The organism is Acidaminococcus sp., assembly GCF_050873445.1.
Lineage (GTDB): Bacteria > Bacillota > Negativicutes > Acidaminococcales > Acidaminococcaceae > Acidaminococcus.
Map to the genome: position 1 here is coordinate 1 of NZ_JBNMIU010000049.1, position 16,990 is coordinate 16,990.

Genomic DNA, 16,990 nt, shown 5'->3' on the forward strand with positions numbered 1-16,990 from the left:
AATAAGCCCCTCGAGTGAGGGGCTGCCAGGAAATGTAGTGCGGTTGGTAGCCTTTAAATCTAGGGCCTTAAGGCCGAGGCAGGTAACGCGGCTTATAGCCGCAGAGCAAACTACCCGTTATACGGGTAGTTTTGATTATGGGAGAGGTGTCCAATATGTTTCAGAAAGAACCCATCCTGGCCGCCTTTGACCGGTATGTGGAACAGTTCGACAAGGCTGTCCCCGGAATCACCAGCAAACAGCTTCATTCTCACATCGTAAGCCAGCTGTGTGAGAAACTGGCTGCGAAACTGGGGTGGAATGGGCACGATGTCCAGCTGGCCTGGGTCATGGGGCTGCTCCATGATATCGGCCGGTTCGAACAGGCCCGTCGGTACCATACCTTTATCGATTATCAATCCATGGATCATGCCCGGTTTGGGGCAATTTACCTGTTTGAATACGGACACATCCGGGATTTTGTGCCCGCATCCACCGATGACGAGGTGCTGGAGCTGTCCATCCGGTTCCACAGCGCCTACGAGATTCCAGCCGATGTTACAGGGCGCAGCCGGATCTTCTGCCAGCTGCTGCGGGATGCGGATAAAATCGATCTGTTCCGGGTGTACTCCGGGTATTTGGAGCATCCGGAGACTGTGTGGCAAGTGTCTCTGGATGACCTGGGCGCACAGGATCTGAGCCCGGCCGTATTCCGGGAAGCTCTGGAAGGCAGACTGGTCCATACCCGGAAAAAGCGCACAGCCCTGGACTTTTTCGTAGGCTGTCTGTGTCAGATCTTTGACATGACCTTTATGCCCAGCCTGGAGGAAGTCCTGGCGCAGGGATATTACAATCAACTCTTGGACTTCAGGGCCAAAAAGCCGGAAAGTGAAAAACAGCTGGCCCGGATCAGGGAGAAGTGTAAGGAGAAACTGGCGGAGCAGGGACTTGTTCCTTGCGCTCTCCTGTAAACTATGTTATAATTTTGGAGTGCTGAAGCGGCACCAAATTTATTTTAACCATAGCGTTGCTGTGCGACACTCCGACGCCAGCGCCAGCTATCGGCTCTTCAATGACTAAGGAGGAAGAGAATTATGTTAACGCCTGCAAGAAAAAAAGAACTGATTGAAACTTACCGCATCAACGAACAGGATACCGGGTCTCCGGAAGTACAAATCGCTATCCTGACCGAACGGATCAGCTACCTGACCGAACATCTGAAAAACAACAAGAAAGATCATCATTCCCGCCGTGGCCTGCTGAAAATGGTTGGTCAACGCCGTGGCCTGCTGAACTACCTGATGAAGAAAAACATCGAACGGTACAGAAGCATCGTTGAAAGACTGGGCCTGCGGAAATAAATGCAGAACTGGAAAGACTGCCGCATTTGCGGCAGTTTTTTTGATTCTGAACACTTTAGAAGGAGTAGAATTCCCTGCCATATGAATTATGAACAACGCTATGCCTGCCTGACCCGCCCTTTCAGGGGGCGTCCATGGGCCATCACCGGCCTGAAGATTGCCAACGGGACACTGGTGGTGCTGATGTACATTGCCTATCCGCTGCTCCTGATCGAACTATACTTGCGCCACCATACCCTGCTGGATCCGCTGCTGCAGCGGGCTTTCTGGGTGCCGGCCCTGTCTTTTCTGATCGTGACGGTGTTTCGCAGGAAAATCAACCGGCTGCGGCCCTATGAGGCCTGGCCCATCGAACCTCTGATTCCCCGGAACAAGCATGGAGAATCCATGCCCAGCCGCCACGTATTTTCCTCCACGGTGATTGCCATGGTGTACCTGTATCTGCACCCGCCTCTGGGCGCAGCTTTCCTCCTGGTAAGCCTCCTGAGCGCCGTAGTCCGGGTCCTGGCCGGCGTCCATTATCCCACTGATGTGATGGCAGGGTTTGTCACAGGCGTTTTTTCAGGGATTTTTTTGTGGTGGTGAAGGGCTCCCTGGTGACATCTCTGTACTCTTTGCTTTCCCGCAGCCATCTGGTATAATACAGAAAAAAGTGTTGTCCGGCAACGGTCAGCCCCAAATGTTTTTTTTGTTAGATTAACCGCAAACCTTGGCTGGAGGGGCGGTTAATCTTTTTTTGTCGGGTTTGAAAGGGGCTGTGAAATAATGATCCTTATGAAAACGAGAAATGAGGGGATGTGAAAAAATGCTTTTTCACATCCCCTCATCAGTCATTAGCCAATAATTTTACCTTTTACTTACCGAACTTCTTACCGGTCAGCATTTCGTAGGCTTCTTTGTATTTGGCAATGGTCTTGTCGATGACATCCTGGGGCAGCAGGTAATCACTGTCCGAGTTGGCTTTCAGCCAGTCACGGACGAACTGCTTGTCATAGGAAGGCTGGCTCTTTCCGGCTTCATAGCCTTCCAGCGGCCAGAAACGGGAACTGTCCGGAGTCAGCATTTCGTCGCCCAGGACCACATTGCCTTTTTCATCCAGACCGAATTCGAATTTGGTGTCGGCGATGATGATGCCCCGGCTATAGGCGTAATCGGCGCATTTCTTGTACAGGGCGATGGTGGCGTCTTTGATGGCTTTGGTGTATTCAGCACCCTTGCCCGGGAATCTCTTTTCCAGGTAATTCACGCACTGGGCTTCGGTGATGTTTTCATCGTGGTCGCCCAGGTCAGCCTTGGTGCTGGGGGTGAAGAGCGGTTCAGGCAGCTTCTGGCATTCTTTCAGGCCTTCCGGCATTTTGATGCCGCAGACGGTGCCGTTTTCCTTGTAGGATTCCCAGCCGCTGCCGGTGATATAGCCGCGGACGATGCATTCTACGGGAATCATGTGCAGCTTGCGGCATTTCATGCTCTTTCCGGCGAATTCCGGGGTACGGAAGAATTCAGGCATATCTGCCGGATCCACACTGATCATATGGTTGGGGATGATGTCTCTGGTGAGGTCGAACCAGAATTTGGACATTTGGGTCAGGACGGCACCTTTGTCCGTAATGGTGTTTTTCAGAATGTGGTCGAACGCAGAGATGCGGTCGGAAGCCACCATGATCAGGCTGTCGCCCAGATCGTAAATTTCACGTACTTTCCCAGATTTAACGGGTTTGAATTCCTGCATGATCCATCCTCCTTGAAAATAGACAATCAAAATTCCATGCCTTTATCATATCACAGGAATGGATTTTAGTCGAATAATTTTATAGAAAAAGTTCTTAATGTTTGTTTCAAATGATACAGGGGGAAAAACGGCAGGGTCCCATGGAAAATCAGCCGTTTTCCCTAAGGAGGAAAAGCATCCGCTGGAAAAAGAAATTTGTAAAAAAACGGTGGAATGTTCAGTGTCCGTTGAAGAGAAAGATTTTTTATCGTATAATGAATCGTAAACCTCCGTACAAGTACAATCTTGGAACCTCTCAAACAGAAAGGATGTTTTCTATGCGTATCGTTATGACTATCGTTGGTGTGGACAAAGTCGGTATCATTGCCAAGGCCAGCACCCTGCTGGCAGAGAACAATGTCAATATCCTGAATATCAACCAGAATATCGACAACGGGTTCTTCAATATGGTCCTGATCGGGGACCTGGATAATGCCAAAGTATCCGTACAGGACCTGAAGGAAAAGGCTGCAGCCCTGGGCAGGAATCTGGGCGTGGAAATCCGTGTCCAGAGTGAAGAAATCTTCACTGCCATGCACCGCATCTAAGGAGGACGATCCATGTTCTACGAAATCAAGGATGTATTGGAAACCACCCGGATGATCACCCAGAACAATCTGGATGTGCGGACCATCACCATGGGCATCAGCCTGCGGGACTGTGCCAATCCGGATGTGAACGTATGCGCACAGAAAATTTACGATAAGATTACCACGAAAGCCAAAGATCTGGTGAAAGTGGGGGAAGAACTGGAAGCGGAACTGGGTGTCCCCATCATCCACAAACGGATCTCTGTGACTCCCATCTCCATTGTGGGCGAATCCTGCAGAACGGATAACTACGTACCCCTGGCCAAGGCACTGGACGATGCGGCCAAGGCCGTGGGCGTGAACTTTATCGGCGGCTTCAGCGCGTTGGTGGAAAAGGGCTATACCCATGGGGACCGGACTTTGATCAAATCCATCCCCGAAGCCCTGGCTGCTACGGATCTGGTCTGCTCTTCTGTGGCCATCGGCTCCACGAAAGCGGGCATCAATATGGATGCGGTGAAGGAAATGGGCGAAGTGGTGAAGGAAACGGCCCGTCTGACTGCTGACCAGGATGCCCTGGGCTGCGCCAAACTGGTGATTTTCTGCAACCCTGTACAGGACAACCCGTTCATGGCGGGGGCCTTCCACGGCGTTACGGAACCGGAAACAGTCATCAACGTGGGCGTATCCGGTCCCGGCGTGGTGAAGCATGCTCTCGAAGCAGTCCGCGGACAGGATATCGGCGTGGTGGCGGAGACCATCAAGAAAACAGCCTTCAAGATCACCCGTGTGGGACAGCTGGTGGCCCAGGAAGCAGCCAAACGGCTGCATACCCAGTTCGGCATCATCGATCTGTCCCTGGCTCCTACTCCGGCTGTGGGCGACTCCGTGGCTCATATCCTGGAGGAAATCGGCCTGGAATCCTGCGGCTGTCCGGGTACCACGGCGGCACTGGCCATGCTGAATGATGCGGTGAAGAAGGGCGGCCTGATGGCGTCCAGCTACGTAGGCGGCCTGAGCGGTGCTTTCATCCCTGTGTCTGAGGATGCGGGCATGATTGCGGCCGTAGAAAAGGGCTCTCTGACGATCGAGAAACTGGAAGCCATGACCTGCGTCTGCTCTGTGGGGCTGGATATGATCGCAGTACCGGGCGATACTACGGCAGCCACTATCTCTGCGGTGATCGCCGATGAAGCGGCTGTGGGCATGATCAACAACAAGACCACTGCTGTCCGGCTGATCCCTGTGCCCGGCAAGAAAGTGGGCGACAAAGTGGAATTCGGCGGTCTGCTGGGTTATGCTCCCATCATTTCCGTGAATCCGTTCAAACCAGATGGATTCATCAACCGGGGCGGGCGGATCCCGGCACCGATCCGGAGCCTGACGAACTGAGATGCGGGAGAAAGAAAGGATCCAGGCCGTCCTTAAAGGCCTGGAAAAGACCTATAAGGGGCAGGGGACAGCCCTCCACTACCATTCGCCTTTTGAACTGCTGGTGGCAGTGGTACTGTCGGCCCAGTGCACGGACGAACGGGTGAACAAGGTGACAGACCGGCTGTTCCCGGGATTCAATACTCCGGAGAAGCTGGGTGGTCTGACCCAGGAACAGCTGGAGGGGAAAATCAAGGAATGCGGCCTGTTCCGCTCCAAGGCAAAGAACATCCTGGGTCTGTGCCGCAAGCTGGTGGAGGAGTTCCATTCGGAAGTGCCCAGGGATATGAAGAGTCTGATGAGTCTGCCCGGGGTGGGGCGCAAAACGGCGGATGTGATGCTGAGTGTGGCCTTTGGTCAGCCGGCCATTGCCGTGGATACCCACGTGTTCCGGGTGGCCCACCGGCTGGGGCTTTCAACCGGTGAGACTCCTCTGGCAGTAGAGGAGGACCTGATGAAGCTGATTCCCCAAAAACAGTGGGGGGAGGCCCATCACTGGTTCATCTGGCACGGCCGCAAATGCTGCAAGGCACGGAAACCGGAATGTGCCGCCTGCCCGGTGGTGGATGACTGTCCTTCCCGGATCCTGTAACAGGAAAGAGTTGCAGTGGCAGCCTTTTCGGAAGAAGCAAGGTGAACCATAGTGGCGAATGTTTATGACGCAATAGAAGATTTTTACCGGAACGATGCAGGCTGGGAACAGGTGATTCCCCAGGCGGATATGGAAGCCTACTTCCGGCATCTGGCCTGGCATGGCATTGGCGACAAGGAACTGCAGCACCGCTGGGAACTTCTGGTGATGCTGTGCATCTATATCGAGAATGCGGAAATGACCCTGGACGAGATGACCGAGGATGACGTGATCGATATGGTGTCCTGGTGTGGCCGGAATGTGGTGGATTACCAGATCAGCTATGATTCTGTGCGGGACTTTCTGGATGCGGTCGGTACATTTTTTGTGTTCCTGAAGCAGCAGGGAAAGCTGGAAAGTTCGCTGGCTCCCTATCTGGCCAAGGAGCAGCTGCTGAAGGATGACGGCACCCTGGCCATCATCGACCGAAACGGGGATTACCTGCCCGGGGAGGAGGAACGGGAGCGGAAAAGTGCTCCGCCCTCTGAAGGAAGGGTGTTTTTGAATGCCGGGGAATCCCTGAACGGGCTCATGCGGGAAATCCACCAGTTCTTCCAGAAAGAGGAATTCAACCTGGATTTTGAGCGATCGGTGACCCTGTATGAATATTCTCTGGGCACCCTGGAAGTGGAGGACGATGGCCTGGATCAGTTCTGGCGGGGCTACTGGGATTATTTTCTGTTCGATTACCATCTCATCGAGGGAGATATTACGCCTCTGGAATATTTCAGGCAGCACGGGGGCAGTGCCTACCCCCAGCTGGTGAATGAACTGTGCATGGGCTTCCTTTCCCTCTTCACCATTGAGGAAATGGTGGATGAAGAACGGTTCGTGTGCCGGGATTTCCTTACCGGAGAACCCTATTTCCTGGCCTTCCCCCTGGAGGGGGATGCGCCCCTGGAAGACCGGGTGTACATGGGGCATGTATTTTACAACCGGAGTATGGGTATGAACTGCCTGCAGTTCCATGTGCTGAAGCCCCTGGCCCGGAAACGGCTGCTGGAAGTATTGACCCAGTGCCGGGACTGGTATGATGTGCAGCGGCCCGGGGTGGACTGGCCGGAATTCCTGGAACGGGAATCACTGACTTGCCGGGCCATCCTGCGGCAGATCAGCCGGAACCCGGCGGGCTGCAGCTTCCCCTATACCACAAAGCAGGAAAAATACCTGCCCAGGCCCCTGCCGGAAAAGCTGACCCTGGTGGAAAAGCTGATGCAGGAAATCATTGCCATCAGCGGACGCAGCGATTACGATGTGGAACTGATCCGTCACATGTGGCAGGACTTCCTGGAACAGGAGCCGTTCGTGGGCGCTTTCGAACCCCAGGTGTGGGCGGCAGGGCTGGTAGAGAATTTCCTGGAAATCAATGAGAAACGGGCGGCCCAGAAGAAGCCTTTCTATCTGGAGACCTTCGGCATCCCCAGCAGGGATCTGAGCCGGGCCTATATGGAGATCCGCACCCAGCTGAAACTGGAACCTTCTGACCCCCGGTATCTGGATGAAATGGGTTTTCTCATGCTGTTTTCGAAATTTGTGTAGGAGTAAGACACCATGATCTGTAAGCATTGCGGATTGGAATATCCGGACAACCTGGACGCCTGCCCCGGCTGCGGGACCATGAATGACGATGTGGAAGCCCAGGTGCTCAGTGAAGAGGAACGAGATTCCTTCAGCGGCGTGACCATCGAGACAGACACTGCCCAGGGCTCCGCCGAAGATTACAAAGTCTACGACCAGGAGGATCTGCACCGGCAGGAGGAGCGGCGGGCCCAAAAGGCCAAATGGAGCCGGATCTGGCAGCTGGTGAAGATGAACGGCCGCGCCGTCCTGGTACTGGCCCTGATTGTTTTCTGCATCATCTTCCTGCTGCCGACCCTGTTGGGGTTTGCCCTGATCGGCCTGGGTGTATTCCTGGTAGTAACGATTTTTCGTAATTATTTCGCTGGTTGGTAAACAGCCAATTTTCAGGAAACTAAGGGCTTTCTTTGAATTTTATAGTGTCATTACCATGACCCCATAAAGCGCTGGGCAAATGGAAAAAGGGCGAAAAAAAGCACTTGTCTTTAACGGGCGGCAAACTCCAAAAACTGGTTCCAGTACCAGCGCTATGCGCCCGACTCCTTCTAACGAAACTGGAAAAGGAGAAGGGTTAATGCCTAGCAAGACAAGTGCTTTTGACACTGCTACCTTACCAGAAGCAGAAAAATATGTCTTATTTTATATAAAACATAGGGGTCTTGTGAACAGGATGTCCACAAGAACTCTAACTCTATATTTATTAATAGAACCCAAAAAGCCCCTAGAACGACCACTGGTCACCAAAATGGTAAAGCGTCTTCTTCTAGGATGGCTTCTGCAAAAAGTATACTTGATGCGATCGGTTACGTCAAGAATGATGGGCAATCTAAAAGTTTCAAAGCCGCAAATACATTTTATCAAGCATACAACTATATTCCGAAAACGGGAAAAGCAATTACACTAGACTATTTTCACAATACGGAAAAAGCACCAACGATTCCTGGTGATGAGTTCGCTCAAAGCAATAAAAAAACATGGCTTGTAACCAATCGGTCTTCTTGATGGTCATAGTATTTTATACGCATTTTTACAGCTTTCCCCTTAACTCCACAACTTTCCCGATGACCTGTACCGGAAGTTCCCGAATCTCTCTATTGGTATAAAAATGCGGGGCATACACGTCTACGTTGTTCGCAATCAGTGTAATGCCATCCTCCGTCTTCTTCACACGTTTCACCGTTGCACGGCTCCCGCCAACTAATACTATGGCTATGTCGCCACTTTCCACGTCCGGCTGCTTCCGGACTATCACCACATCACCTTCACATATCCGCGGCTCCATGCTATGTTCCTCGACACGCAAGGCAAAGAGCTCTCCTTGTGCTGCCATAGCCTGGGCAACTTCCTCATAACCGATAATGTTTTCAACGGTTTCCATGGGTATGCCTGCCACTACCGTACCTAAGACAGGGATTTTAACAGCGGTTTGTGTCGGTGTGGCATTACTGCCATCAATTCCAAGGAGATACGCCGGACTGACGTTAAACATTTTTGCCAGTTTTAGAATGGTTGACCTTCTGGGATTCTTGATTAACCCGTGTTCGTACTTATAAATGGCTGGTCGCTGAACTCCCAAATATTTGGCAATATCATCCAACGTCATATTGTTCTGAAGTCTCAGCCTTCTCAAACATTCGCCGAATTCCATCATCCTCACCTCTTTTCCTATGTCTTAATTTTATCATAATCAGTAAAAAAATAAATAAAAAATGTCTTACAAAACATATTTTGATGTGGTATCATAACGGTGTCTTTGAAAGAAACAAACGGTATAATAAAAATGCTAGTTCGGCAGCGGCTTGATATAACACGGTTTTTAGTAAAAAATGAAAAGATTGAAAATTGGTAGATAGTAGTGTATAATCATTGTTATAAGTAAAGCCTGATTGCATGATTTTCTTTTCGATCAGTGCGATGGCGGATCGAGCCCTTACGTCAACCCGTCATTTCATCGATACATATCATTGTTCCAAATCAAATCAAGAAGGGATGGTTTGTTATGCGTGAAGTAGTAATTGCAAGTGCTGTAAGAACGGCCATTGGTAAGTTCGGCGGCAGCCTGACTCCCCTGTCTGCTCAACAAATGGGTGCTGTGGTCATCAAAGAAGCTCTGAAGAGAGCCAATGTAAAGCCTGAACTGGTGGATGAAGTCATCATGGGCAACGTCCTGCAAGCCGGGCTGGGCCAGAACCCTGCCAGACAAGCTGCTATTTTTGCCGGTCTGCCGGTGGAAGTGCCTGCTTTTACGGTAAATAAGGTCTGCGGTTCCGGTCTGAAATGTGTGGAACTGGCAGCTCAATCCATTCTGGCTGGTGACAACGACATCGTTGTAGCCGGTGGTATGGAAAGCATGTCCAACGCTCCGTTCACGGTTCCTGGCAAAGCTCGCTGGGGCATGAAGATGGGCGACCAGAAGATGGTGGACGTGATGATCCGTGATGGTCTGTGGGATGCATTCAATGATTATCACATGGGCATCACTTCTGAAAACGTAGCTGAAAAATTCGGCGTTACCCGGGAAGACCAGGACGAAGTAGCTGCCCGTTCCCAGAGCAGAGCCATCGAAGCTATCAAGAACGGTGCCTTCAAGGAAGAAATCGTTCCTGTTACCATTAAAACCAAAAAGGGTGAAAAGGTATTCGATACCGATGAATTCCCCAGAGAAGGGACTACGATGGAAGTCCTGGCCAAACTGCGTCCGGCCTTCAAAAAAGGCGGCACCGTTACCGCTGGTAACGCTTCCGGCCTGAACGACGGCGGCGCTGCTCTGGTCATCATGAGTGCTGACAAGGCCAAAGAACTGGGCATCAAACCGATGGCCAAGATCGTTTCCTATGCTTCCGCTGGTGTGGATCCTGCCATCATGGGCATCGGGCCCATCCCTGCAAGCCGCAAGGCTCTGGCCAAGGCCGGCAAGGAAGTTAAAGACATGGATCTGGTGGAAGCCAACGAAGCTTTCGCTGCCCAGACCGTAGAAGTAGGCAGAGAACTGGGACTGGATTGGAATAAGACCAATGTCAATGGCGGCGCCATTGCTCTGGGTCACCCCATTGGCTGCTCCGGTGCCCGTATCCTGGTAACCCTGCTGTATGCTCTGAAACACAGAGACAAGAAGTGGGGCCTGGCTACCCTGTGCATCGGTGGTGGCATGGGTACGGCTGCTATCGTCGAAATGCTCTAAGCTGTTCAGGGAGCACTGCTTCTTGAACGCGGGGCTCCCTCTGATATTTCCAAAATCTAGTAGGGAAAAGAGAGGTATTGACCATGGATTTCAATCTGACTGAAGACCAACAAATGATTAAAGATATGGCCAAGGATTTTGCTGAAAAATTCCTGGCTCCTACGGTGGAAGAAAGAGACAAGAACCACACCTTCGACCGCAACCTGATCAACAAGATGCTGGAAACCGGTTTCGGCGGCGTTTGCTTCCCTGAAGAATACGGCGGCATGGGTCTGGACGTACTGAGCTACATCCTGGCTGTGGAAGAACTGTCCAAAGTCGATGATGGTACCGGTATCACCCTGTCTGCAGACGTTTCTCTGTGCGCAACTCCTATCGCTATGTTCGGTACGGAAGAACAGAAACAAAAATACCTGACTCCGATCTGCGAGGGGACTCATCTGGGCGCTTTCGGCCTGACTGAACCTTCTGCCGGGACTGATGCTTCCGCTCAACAGACCACCGCTGTCCTGAAGGGTGACAAATACATCCTGAACGGCTCCAAGATCTTCATCACCAATGGTAAAGAAGCTGATACCTATGTAATCTTCGCTATGACCGACAAGAGCCAGGGCGTACATGGCATCACCGCTTTCATCGTGGAAAAAGGTATGCCTGGTTTCCGCTTCGGCAAACTGGAAGACAAGATGGGCGGCCATACTTCCATCACTGCTGAACTGATCTTCGAAGACTGCGAAGTCCCCAAAGAAAACATGCTGGGCAAAGAAGGCGAAGGCTTCAAGATCGCTATGGAAACCTTGGATGGCGGCCGTATCGGCGTAGCTGCTCAGGCTCTGGGTATTGCTGAAGGCGCTCTGGCTGCTGCCGTGAAATACTCCAAAGAACGTGAACAGTTCGGTCGTCCGATTTCCAAATTCCAGGCTCTGCAATTCATGATGGCTGACATGGCCACCAAGATTGAAGCTGCCCGGTATCTGGTATACAACGCAGCTATGCTGAAACAAGCTGGCAAACCCTTCTCCGAAGCTGCTGCCATGGCTAAATGCTATGCTTCCGATGTGGCCATGGAAGTTACCACGGATGCTGTACAAATCTTCGGCGGCTATGGCTACACCGTTGACTATCCTGCTGAACGGTATATGCGTAATGCCAAGATTACCCAAATCTATGAAGGCACCAACCAGGTTATGCGTATCGTAACCTCTCGTGCTCTGCTGAGAGACAAAAAGAAATAATCCCATCCCCTTTCTGTGAGAGGACGGACCAAGGGCTGGTTTTATCGCCAGCCCTTGCTTTTCAAATTGTGGAATCTTCAAAACTTGTCATTTTGAAAGTCCGGCAGACCCAAAGGAGTTTGGGTACTGCCTGATTCATAAACTTCGGGCGTACGTCCGAAATGAAGGGTAAAGGAGATCGTTATCATGGAACTGAAGAAAGTTATGGTTATCGGCGCTGGCCAAATGGGCAGCGGCATTGCACAAGTTATGGCTGCTCATGGGGTGGAAGTGACCCTGAGAGATATCAAACAAGAATTTGTAGACCGCGGCATTGCCAAGATTGAAAAAGCCCTGGACCACAGTGTAACCAAGGGCCGTATCACTGAAGACGACAAGAAAGCTACCATGAGCCGCATCCATGGCGTTGTGGATCTGACTCCGGAAGCCTGCGATGTGCATCTGGCCATCGAAGCTGCTACCGAAAACATCAAGATCAAACAAAGTATTTTCAAGGAACTGGATGAAAAGCTGCCGAAAGACGCTATCATCGCCAGCAACACCTCTTCTGTTTCCATCACCATGCTGGGTGCCGGTACTTCCCGTCCGGATAAATTCATCGGCATGCATTTCTTCAACCCGGCTCCTGTCATGAAGCTGGTGGAAGTGACCAAAGGCCTGGGCACTTCTGAAGACACTTTCAATAAAGTCTATGAACTGGCCAAAGCTCTGGACAAGAACCCTGTCAAAGTCCATGATGCTCCCGGGTTCGTTGGCAACCGGATCGTGATCCCCATGATCAACGAAGCCATCTTCACCCTGAGCGAAGGCGTTGCCAGCAAGGAAGACATCGATGCAGTTGCCAAACTGGGTTTCAACCATCCCATGGGGCCTCTGGCTCTGTCCGACCTGATCGGTAACGATACGGTACTGGCCATCATGGAAGTACTGTACAAAGGCTTTGGCGATCCCAAATATCGTCCGGCTCCTCTGCTGAGAAAGATGGTGGAAGCTGGCTACCTGGGCCGCAAGACCGGTAAGGGCTTCTACGATTACAACAAATAATTGAAAGCGGGTGTCTGCCATGTATGATTATAAGAATCTGTTGGTAGAAGTTGCAGAAGATGGGGTGACCACTGTTTCTGTGAACCGTCCCAAATTCCTGAATGCGCTGGATACGCCCACGTTGCTGGAAATGAAGGATTGTTTTGGAAAACTGGCCACGGATCCGGCTGTAAAGGCTGTGATCATCCGTGGTGCCGGCGAAAAGGCTTTTGTAGCCGGTGCTGACCTGAAAGCCATGAGCGTTATGACCGCTGTGGAAGGCCGTACGTTCTCCAATCTGGGCCATGAGGTGTTCGATACCATTGAAGAACTGCCTTTTGTGGTCATTGCTGCGGTGAACGGCTACGCCTTGGGCGGTGGCTGCGAATTGGCTATGGCCTGTGATTTCCGCTTTGCTTCTACGACGGCCAAATTCGGCCAGCCGGAAGTCAACTACGGGATTATCCCCGGTTTCGGCGGATCTCAGCGTCTGGCCCGGCTGATCGGCAAAGGCTATGCCAAGGAAATGATCTACACCGGTGCTATGATTGATGCGGAAGAAGCACATCGGATCGGGCTGGTGAACCGGGTGTGCAAACCGGAAGAACTGTACACTGCCGCAGAAGAAGTCTGCCGGAAGATCATGAAGAAAGCTCCCATTGCCATCGCCAGTGCCAAGGATGCCATCAACAGAGGGCTGAACATGGACCTGGAATCCGGTCTGAACTACGAAGCCCAGGTATTCGGTACCTGCTTCGCAACACTGGACCAAAAGGAAGGTATGAAGGCTTTCCTGGAAAAACGGAAACCGGTATTCATGAACAAGTAAGACCTTTTCAAGGCTGCCGCAACATGTGTGCGGCAGCCTTTTTGTATCAAAGGAAGTCCGTATGAAGAAATTGATCCTATGCCTGCTGGGGATTGTCCTGCTGGGTACTGTTACTGTGCTGCGGCCCATGCGGGAACAGGAAAAAATAGTCCAAAAAGCGCCCCAGGATCCCATCCTGGAGAAAATCCGGGCGATGACCCCGGCCCAGAAAGCCGGCCAGCTGATGCTGGTGGGGATGGAGGGCACAGAACCCGGGAAAGCCTTCACCAAAGAAATGCAGGAAAATCAATATGGGGGCGTCATCCTCTTTGACAGCAATCTGGTTTCGGCAGAGCAGACGAAACAGCTCACCGGAAAACTCCAGAGCCTGTCCAGGGAGAACCGTCTGCTGATCGGTGTGGACGAGGAAGGGGGGCAGGTGGCCCGGATGAAGGGCTTTGTGGAACCTCCGCCCAGTGAAGCTGCTATCGGGCGCACCGGGGATCCCCAGCAGGCACAGCAGTGGGCGGAAAAGACCGCCGGCAGGCTGAAAGCTCTGGGCTTCAACTTGAACCTGGCTCCGGTGGCGGATATCGGCAGCGCCAATGAACGATCCTACAGCCGCAGTGCGGCTGCCGTATCCAGATTCGTGGAAGGGGCTCTTGCCGGATACCGGAAGGCCCATCTGCTGGCTTGTCTGAAACATTTTCCAGGGCTGGGGAAGGGAAAGGCGGATACCCATGTGGATGAAGTGACAGTGGACACTGACAGGGATACTTTGCTGCAGGAGGACGTGAAACCCTTCCAGGATGCCATGAACCAGTTCCCCCAGGAAACGTTTGCCGTTATGGTGACCCATGTGCGGTATCCGGCTCTGGATGCGGAGAACCCTGCGTCGCTTTCCAAAGCTGTCATGACGGATCTGCTGCGGGACAGGCTGCAGTACAGGGGTATCGTCATGACCGATGATCTGGGCATGGGGGCTGTTTCGAAACACGTGACCATGGAACAGGCTGGAGTGCAGGCGGTGAAAGCCGGTGCAGACCTGGTGATGATCTGCCACAATCCGGAATGGATCCGGGAGGTGCATCAGGGTCTGACAAAGGCCATCGAAGACGGAACGCTGCCGGAAAAAAGAGTGGAAGAGGCCTTGTACCGGGTACTGGAAGCGAAGAGAGAACTGTAGATCCTGTTGAACGGAGGAGATGCTCAATGCAGTACAAATCCTTGGCTGTTGCCCTGGCATTGGGAATGGTATTCCCTGTATGGAATGGCTGTGCTTTGGCCCGGCCTGCTGCGCTGGCCCAGCAGTATGCAGCCTATGAAGCGGCTGCCCCTTCTGTGATTGTGGATAAGCCCATTGTGTGGAATGCCAGGCGGAAGGAGCTGACGGAGCAGTATGCCCGTATCCACTATGGCTGGGCCTTCAGTACCATTACGCCCCGGGCAGTGGTGATCCACTGGACGGCGGATAACCGGGCTTCCAGCGCCTGGAACTGGTTCAATCGGGAAGCATCGTCCAAAGGCACGGCCCAGGTGGCGTCTCATTTTCTGGTGGACCGTGACGGTACCATCTATCGCCTGACTCCGGAAACCCGGCTGAATCCCCACGCCATCGGGTATAACTGGTGTGCCATCGGTATCGAGAACGTGGGTGGAAAAGAAGGGAAGGAGGACCTGACAGAGGCCCAGTTGTTCGCCAATGTCTGGCTGATCCGTCACTTGCACCAGAATTTCCCCACCATCCGTACGGTCTTTGGCCATTACCAGCAGGATAAAGCCCGAAGCACAGGATTATACAAGGAACAGGTACAAGGCTACCATTCTGTCAAGCACGATCCGGGTCCCGGATTTATGCAGGGACTGGAGGAGCTGCTGAAGGGGAGTGGCGTGGTGGTGCTGGAACCGTGAATGACGGCACCTGCATCAAATACATGGATTAGGAGAGAACCAATTATGGAAGAAACATACAGCCGCAAAGAGTCCGCCTGGGCTCGGATGAGCGAAAAAGAACGCCAGGCCGTCATGACCTATGGCGAAACGTATAAACATTTCCTGGACAAGGCCCGCAGCGAACGGCTGGCGGTGAAAGAAATCCTGGCCCAGGCACAGAAGGCAGGATTCAAGCCTCTGTACGACTGTCAGGATCTGAAACCCGGCGACAAGGTGTACTGGAACCAGAAGGGCAAGGCCTGCATCCTGGCTGTTATTGGTGAAGAACCGGTACATGAGGGCCTGAAAATCGTGGGTTCTCATATCGACTCGCCCCGGCTGGACCTGAAGGGCAATCCGGTCCACGAACAGGATGGTATCGTATACTTCCGTACCCATTACTACGGGGGCATCAAGAAGTACCAGTGGCCCTGCATCCCTCTGGCTCTGGTAGGCGTGATCTACACCAGGGACGGACGTCAGCTGGAAGTGAACATCGGCATGGACGAAAAGGATCCGGTGTTCTACATTACGGACCTTTTGATCCATATGTCCCAGGACCAGATGAAGAAGACACTGGCGGAAGGCATCACTGGGGAGCAGCTCCAGGCTGTGATCAGCACCCATAAGGACAGGGATGAAAAAGCCAGGGAAGTCCTGCTGAAACTGCTGAAGGATACCTATGGGGTGGAGGAGGAAGACTTTACCACTGCCGAGCTGGAACTGGTTCCGGCTTTGAAAAGCCGGGACGTGGGTTTCGACCGTTCTCTGATTGCCGCCTATGGCCAGGATGACCGGGTGTGTTCCTATGCCAACCTGGAAGCCCTGCTGGAAGCCAAACCGGGGAGAAAGACCCAGGCAGCCCTGTTCACTGACAAAGAGGAAATCGGTTCCTATGGTAACACGGGCATGCAGTCTTCCTATTTCGTGAAATTTGTCATGAAACTGCTGGCTCTGCAGAACCGGGGCACCCTGCTGGATTTCTATGAAACCATGGAAAACAGCGAGATGCTGTCTGCGGATGTGAACAGCTGCATGGATCCCATGTTCCCGGAAGTGACGGAAAAGGACAATTCGGCCCTGCTGGGTTATGGCGTGGCCCTGACCAAGTACACCGGCGCCCGGGGCAAGGGCGGCAGCAACGATGCCAACAGCGAGTTCATGCAGAAGGTACGGAAGATCTTCAACGAGGCCGGAGTAGCCTGGCAGATCGGTGAACTGGGCAAGGTGGACCAGGGCGGCGGTGGCACCATCGCCTTTATGCTGGCTGACTGGGGATGCGAGGTGGTGGACTGCGGTACTGCCATGCTGAGCATGCATTCTCCCTACGATCTCCTGAGCAAGGCCGATGCCTATGAAACTTACAGAGCCTATAAGGCTTTCTTCGAAAGCAAATGATTTTCCCAGCAAAAAGGGGGTGTGAAGAAATGAGAAATCATTTCTTCACACCCCTCTTTTTTGGTTCTATAATAAATGTTGGGGTCTTGTGGACTTCCTGTTCACAAGACCCCTATGTTTTATATAAAATAAGAC

General features: G+C 52.4%; 17 protein-coding genes. 15 read left to right on the forward strand and 2 right to left on the reverse strand.

The window, feature by feature from the left end; all coding sequences use genetic code 11:
* Nucleotides 1–155 precede the first annotated feature (155 nt).
* From ACR0QW_RS08605 to ACR0QW_RS08615, 3 genes are all read left to right on the forward strand, one after another.
* Nucleotides 156–950: an HD domain-containing protein gene (locus ACR0QW_RS08605; protein ID WP_432643285.1), complete on the forward strand. Its 795-nt coding sequence runs from the start codon at nucleotides 156–158 to the stop codon at nucleotides 948–950.
* Nucleotides 951–1,073: 123 nt separating this feature from the next.
* A complete protein-coding gene (gene rpsO / locus ACR0QW_RS08610) occupies nucleotides 1,074–1,340 on the forward strand; it encodes a 30S ribosomal protein S15 (RefSeq protein WP_071142940.1) in 267 nt (88 codons plus the stop codon).
* A gap of 81 nt (nucleotides 1,341–1,421) precedes the next feature.
* Nucleotides 1,422–1,925, forward strand: coding sequence for a phosphatase PAP2 family protein (locus tag ACR0QW_RS08615; protein WP_432643286.1), 504 nt, complete (start codon nucleotides 1,422–1,424; stop codon nucleotides 1,923–1,925).
* A gap of 268 nt (nucleotides 1,926–2,193) precedes the next feature.
* Here the strand turns inward: ACR0QW_RS08615 and ACR0QW_RS08620 are convergent, their stop codons facing one another.
* Nucleotides 2,194–3,069, reverse strand: coding sequence for a phosphoribosylaminoimidazolesuccinocarboxamide synthase (locus ACR0QW_RS08620; RefSeq protein ID WP_432643287.1), 876 nt, complete (start codon nucleotides 3,067–3,069; stop codon nucleotides 2,194–2,196).
* Nucleotides 3,070–3,386: 317 nt separating this feature from the next.
* Here ACR0QW_RS08620 and ACR0QW_RS08625 point away from each other — a divergent pair, with 317 nt between their 5' ends.
* From ACR0QW_RS08625 to ACR0QW_RS08645, 5 genes are read left to right on the forward strand one after another with little or no spacing between them, the layout of a single operon-like run.
* Entirely contained in the window at nucleotides 3,387–3,656 is a 270-nt protein-coding gene (locus tag ACR0QW_RS08625; RefSeq protein WP_432643288.1) for an ACT domain-containing protein, read from the forward strand.
* Nucleotides 3,657–3,668: 12 nt separating this feature from the next.
* A complete protein-coding gene (locus tag ACR0QW_RS08630; RefSeq protein ID WP_432643289.1) occupies nucleotides 3,669–5,030 on the forward strand; it encodes a PFL family protein in 1,362 nt (453 codons plus the stop codon).
* A gap of 1 nt (nucleotide 5,031) precedes the next feature.
* A complete protein-coding gene (gene nth / locus ACR0QW_RS08635; protein ID WP_432643290.1) occupies nucleotides 5,032–5,661 on the forward strand; it encodes an endonuclease III in 630 nt (209 codons plus the stop codon).
* Nucleotides 5,662–5,712: 51 nt separating this feature from the next.
* Nucleotides 5,713–7,239 (forward strand): hypothetical protein, encoded by a 1,527-nt coding sequence (locus tag ACR0QW_RS08640; protein WP_432643291.1) that lies wholly within the window; start codon nucleotides 5,713–5,715, stop codon nucleotides 7,237–7,239.
* A 12-nt stretch (nucleotides 7,240–7,251) separates the two neighbouring features.
* The gene (locus ACR0QW_RS08645) at nucleotides 7,252–7,653 is read left to right on the forward strand and encodes a hypothetical protein (RefSeq protein ID WP_432643292.1); all 402 of its coding nucleotides are present in this window, start codon (nucleotides 7,252–7,254) and stop codon (nucleotides 7,651–7,653) included.
* Nucleotides 7,654–8,305: 652 nt separating this feature from the next.
* Here the strand turns inward: ACR0QW_RS08645 and ACR0QW_RS08650 are convergent.
* A complete protein-coding gene (locus tag ACR0QW_RS08650) occupies nucleotides 8,306–8,929 on the reverse strand; it encodes a LexA family protein (protein WP_432643293.1) in 624 nt (207 codons plus the stop codon).
* Nucleotides 8,930–9,277: 348 nt separating this feature from the next.
* On the opposite strand from ACR0QW_RS08650, the gene ACR0QW_RS08655 reads away from it, so the two are divergent.
* From ACR0QW_RS08655 to ACR0QW_RS08685, 7 genes are all read left to right on the forward strand, one after another.
* The gene (locus tag ACR0QW_RS08655; RefSeq protein WP_432643294.1) at nucleotides 9,278–10,459 is read left to right on the forward strand and encodes an acetyl-CoA C-acetyltransferase; all 1,182 of its coding nucleotides are present in this window, start codon (nucleotides 9,278–9,280) and stop codon (nucleotides 10,457–10,459) included.
* 83 nt (nucleotides 10,460–10,542) lie between these two features.
* A complete protein-coding gene (locus ACR0QW_RS08660) occupies nucleotides 10,543–11,694 on the forward strand; it encodes an acyl-CoA dehydrogenase (RefSeq protein WP_432643295.1) in 1,152 nt (383 codons plus the stop codon).
* Nucleotides 11,695–11,880: 186 nt separating this feature from the next.
* Complete coding sequence (locus tag ACR0QW_RS08665; RefSeq protein WP_432643296.1) at nucleotides 11,881–12,738, forward strand: 3-hydroxybutyryl-CoA dehydrogenase; 858 nt, start codon at nucleotides 11,881–11,883, stop codon at nucleotides 12,736–12,738.
* Nucleotides 12,739–12,757: 19 nt separating this feature from the next.
* A complete protein-coding gene (locus ACR0QW_RS08670; RefSeq protein ID WP_432643297.1) occupies nucleotides 12,758–13,546 on the forward strand; it encodes an enoyl-CoA hydratase-related protein in 789 nt (262 codons plus the stop codon).
* Between the two features lie 61 nt (nucleotides 13,547–13,607).
* Nucleotides 13,608–14,711 (forward strand): glycoside hydrolase family 3 protein, encoded by a 1,104-nt coding sequence (locus ACR0QW_RS08675; protein WP_432643298.1) that lies wholly within the window; start codon nucleotides 13,608–13,610, stop codon nucleotides 14,709–14,711.
* Nucleotides 14,712–14,737: 26 nt separating this feature from the next.
* On the forward strand, nucleotides 14,738–15,436 hold the full coding sequence (locus ACR0QW_RS08680) for an N-acetylmuramoyl-L-alanine amidase (protein ID WP_432643299.1): 699 nt from the start codon (nucleotides 14,738–14,740) through the stop codon (nucleotides 15,434–15,436).
* Nucleotides 15,437–15,481: 45 nt separating this feature from the next.
* Entirely contained in the window at nucleotides 15,482–16,855 is a 1,374-nt protein-coding gene (locus tag ACR0QW_RS08685; protein WP_432643300.1) for an aminopeptidase, read from the forward strand.
* Nucleotides 16,856–16,990 lie beyond the last annotated feature (135 nt).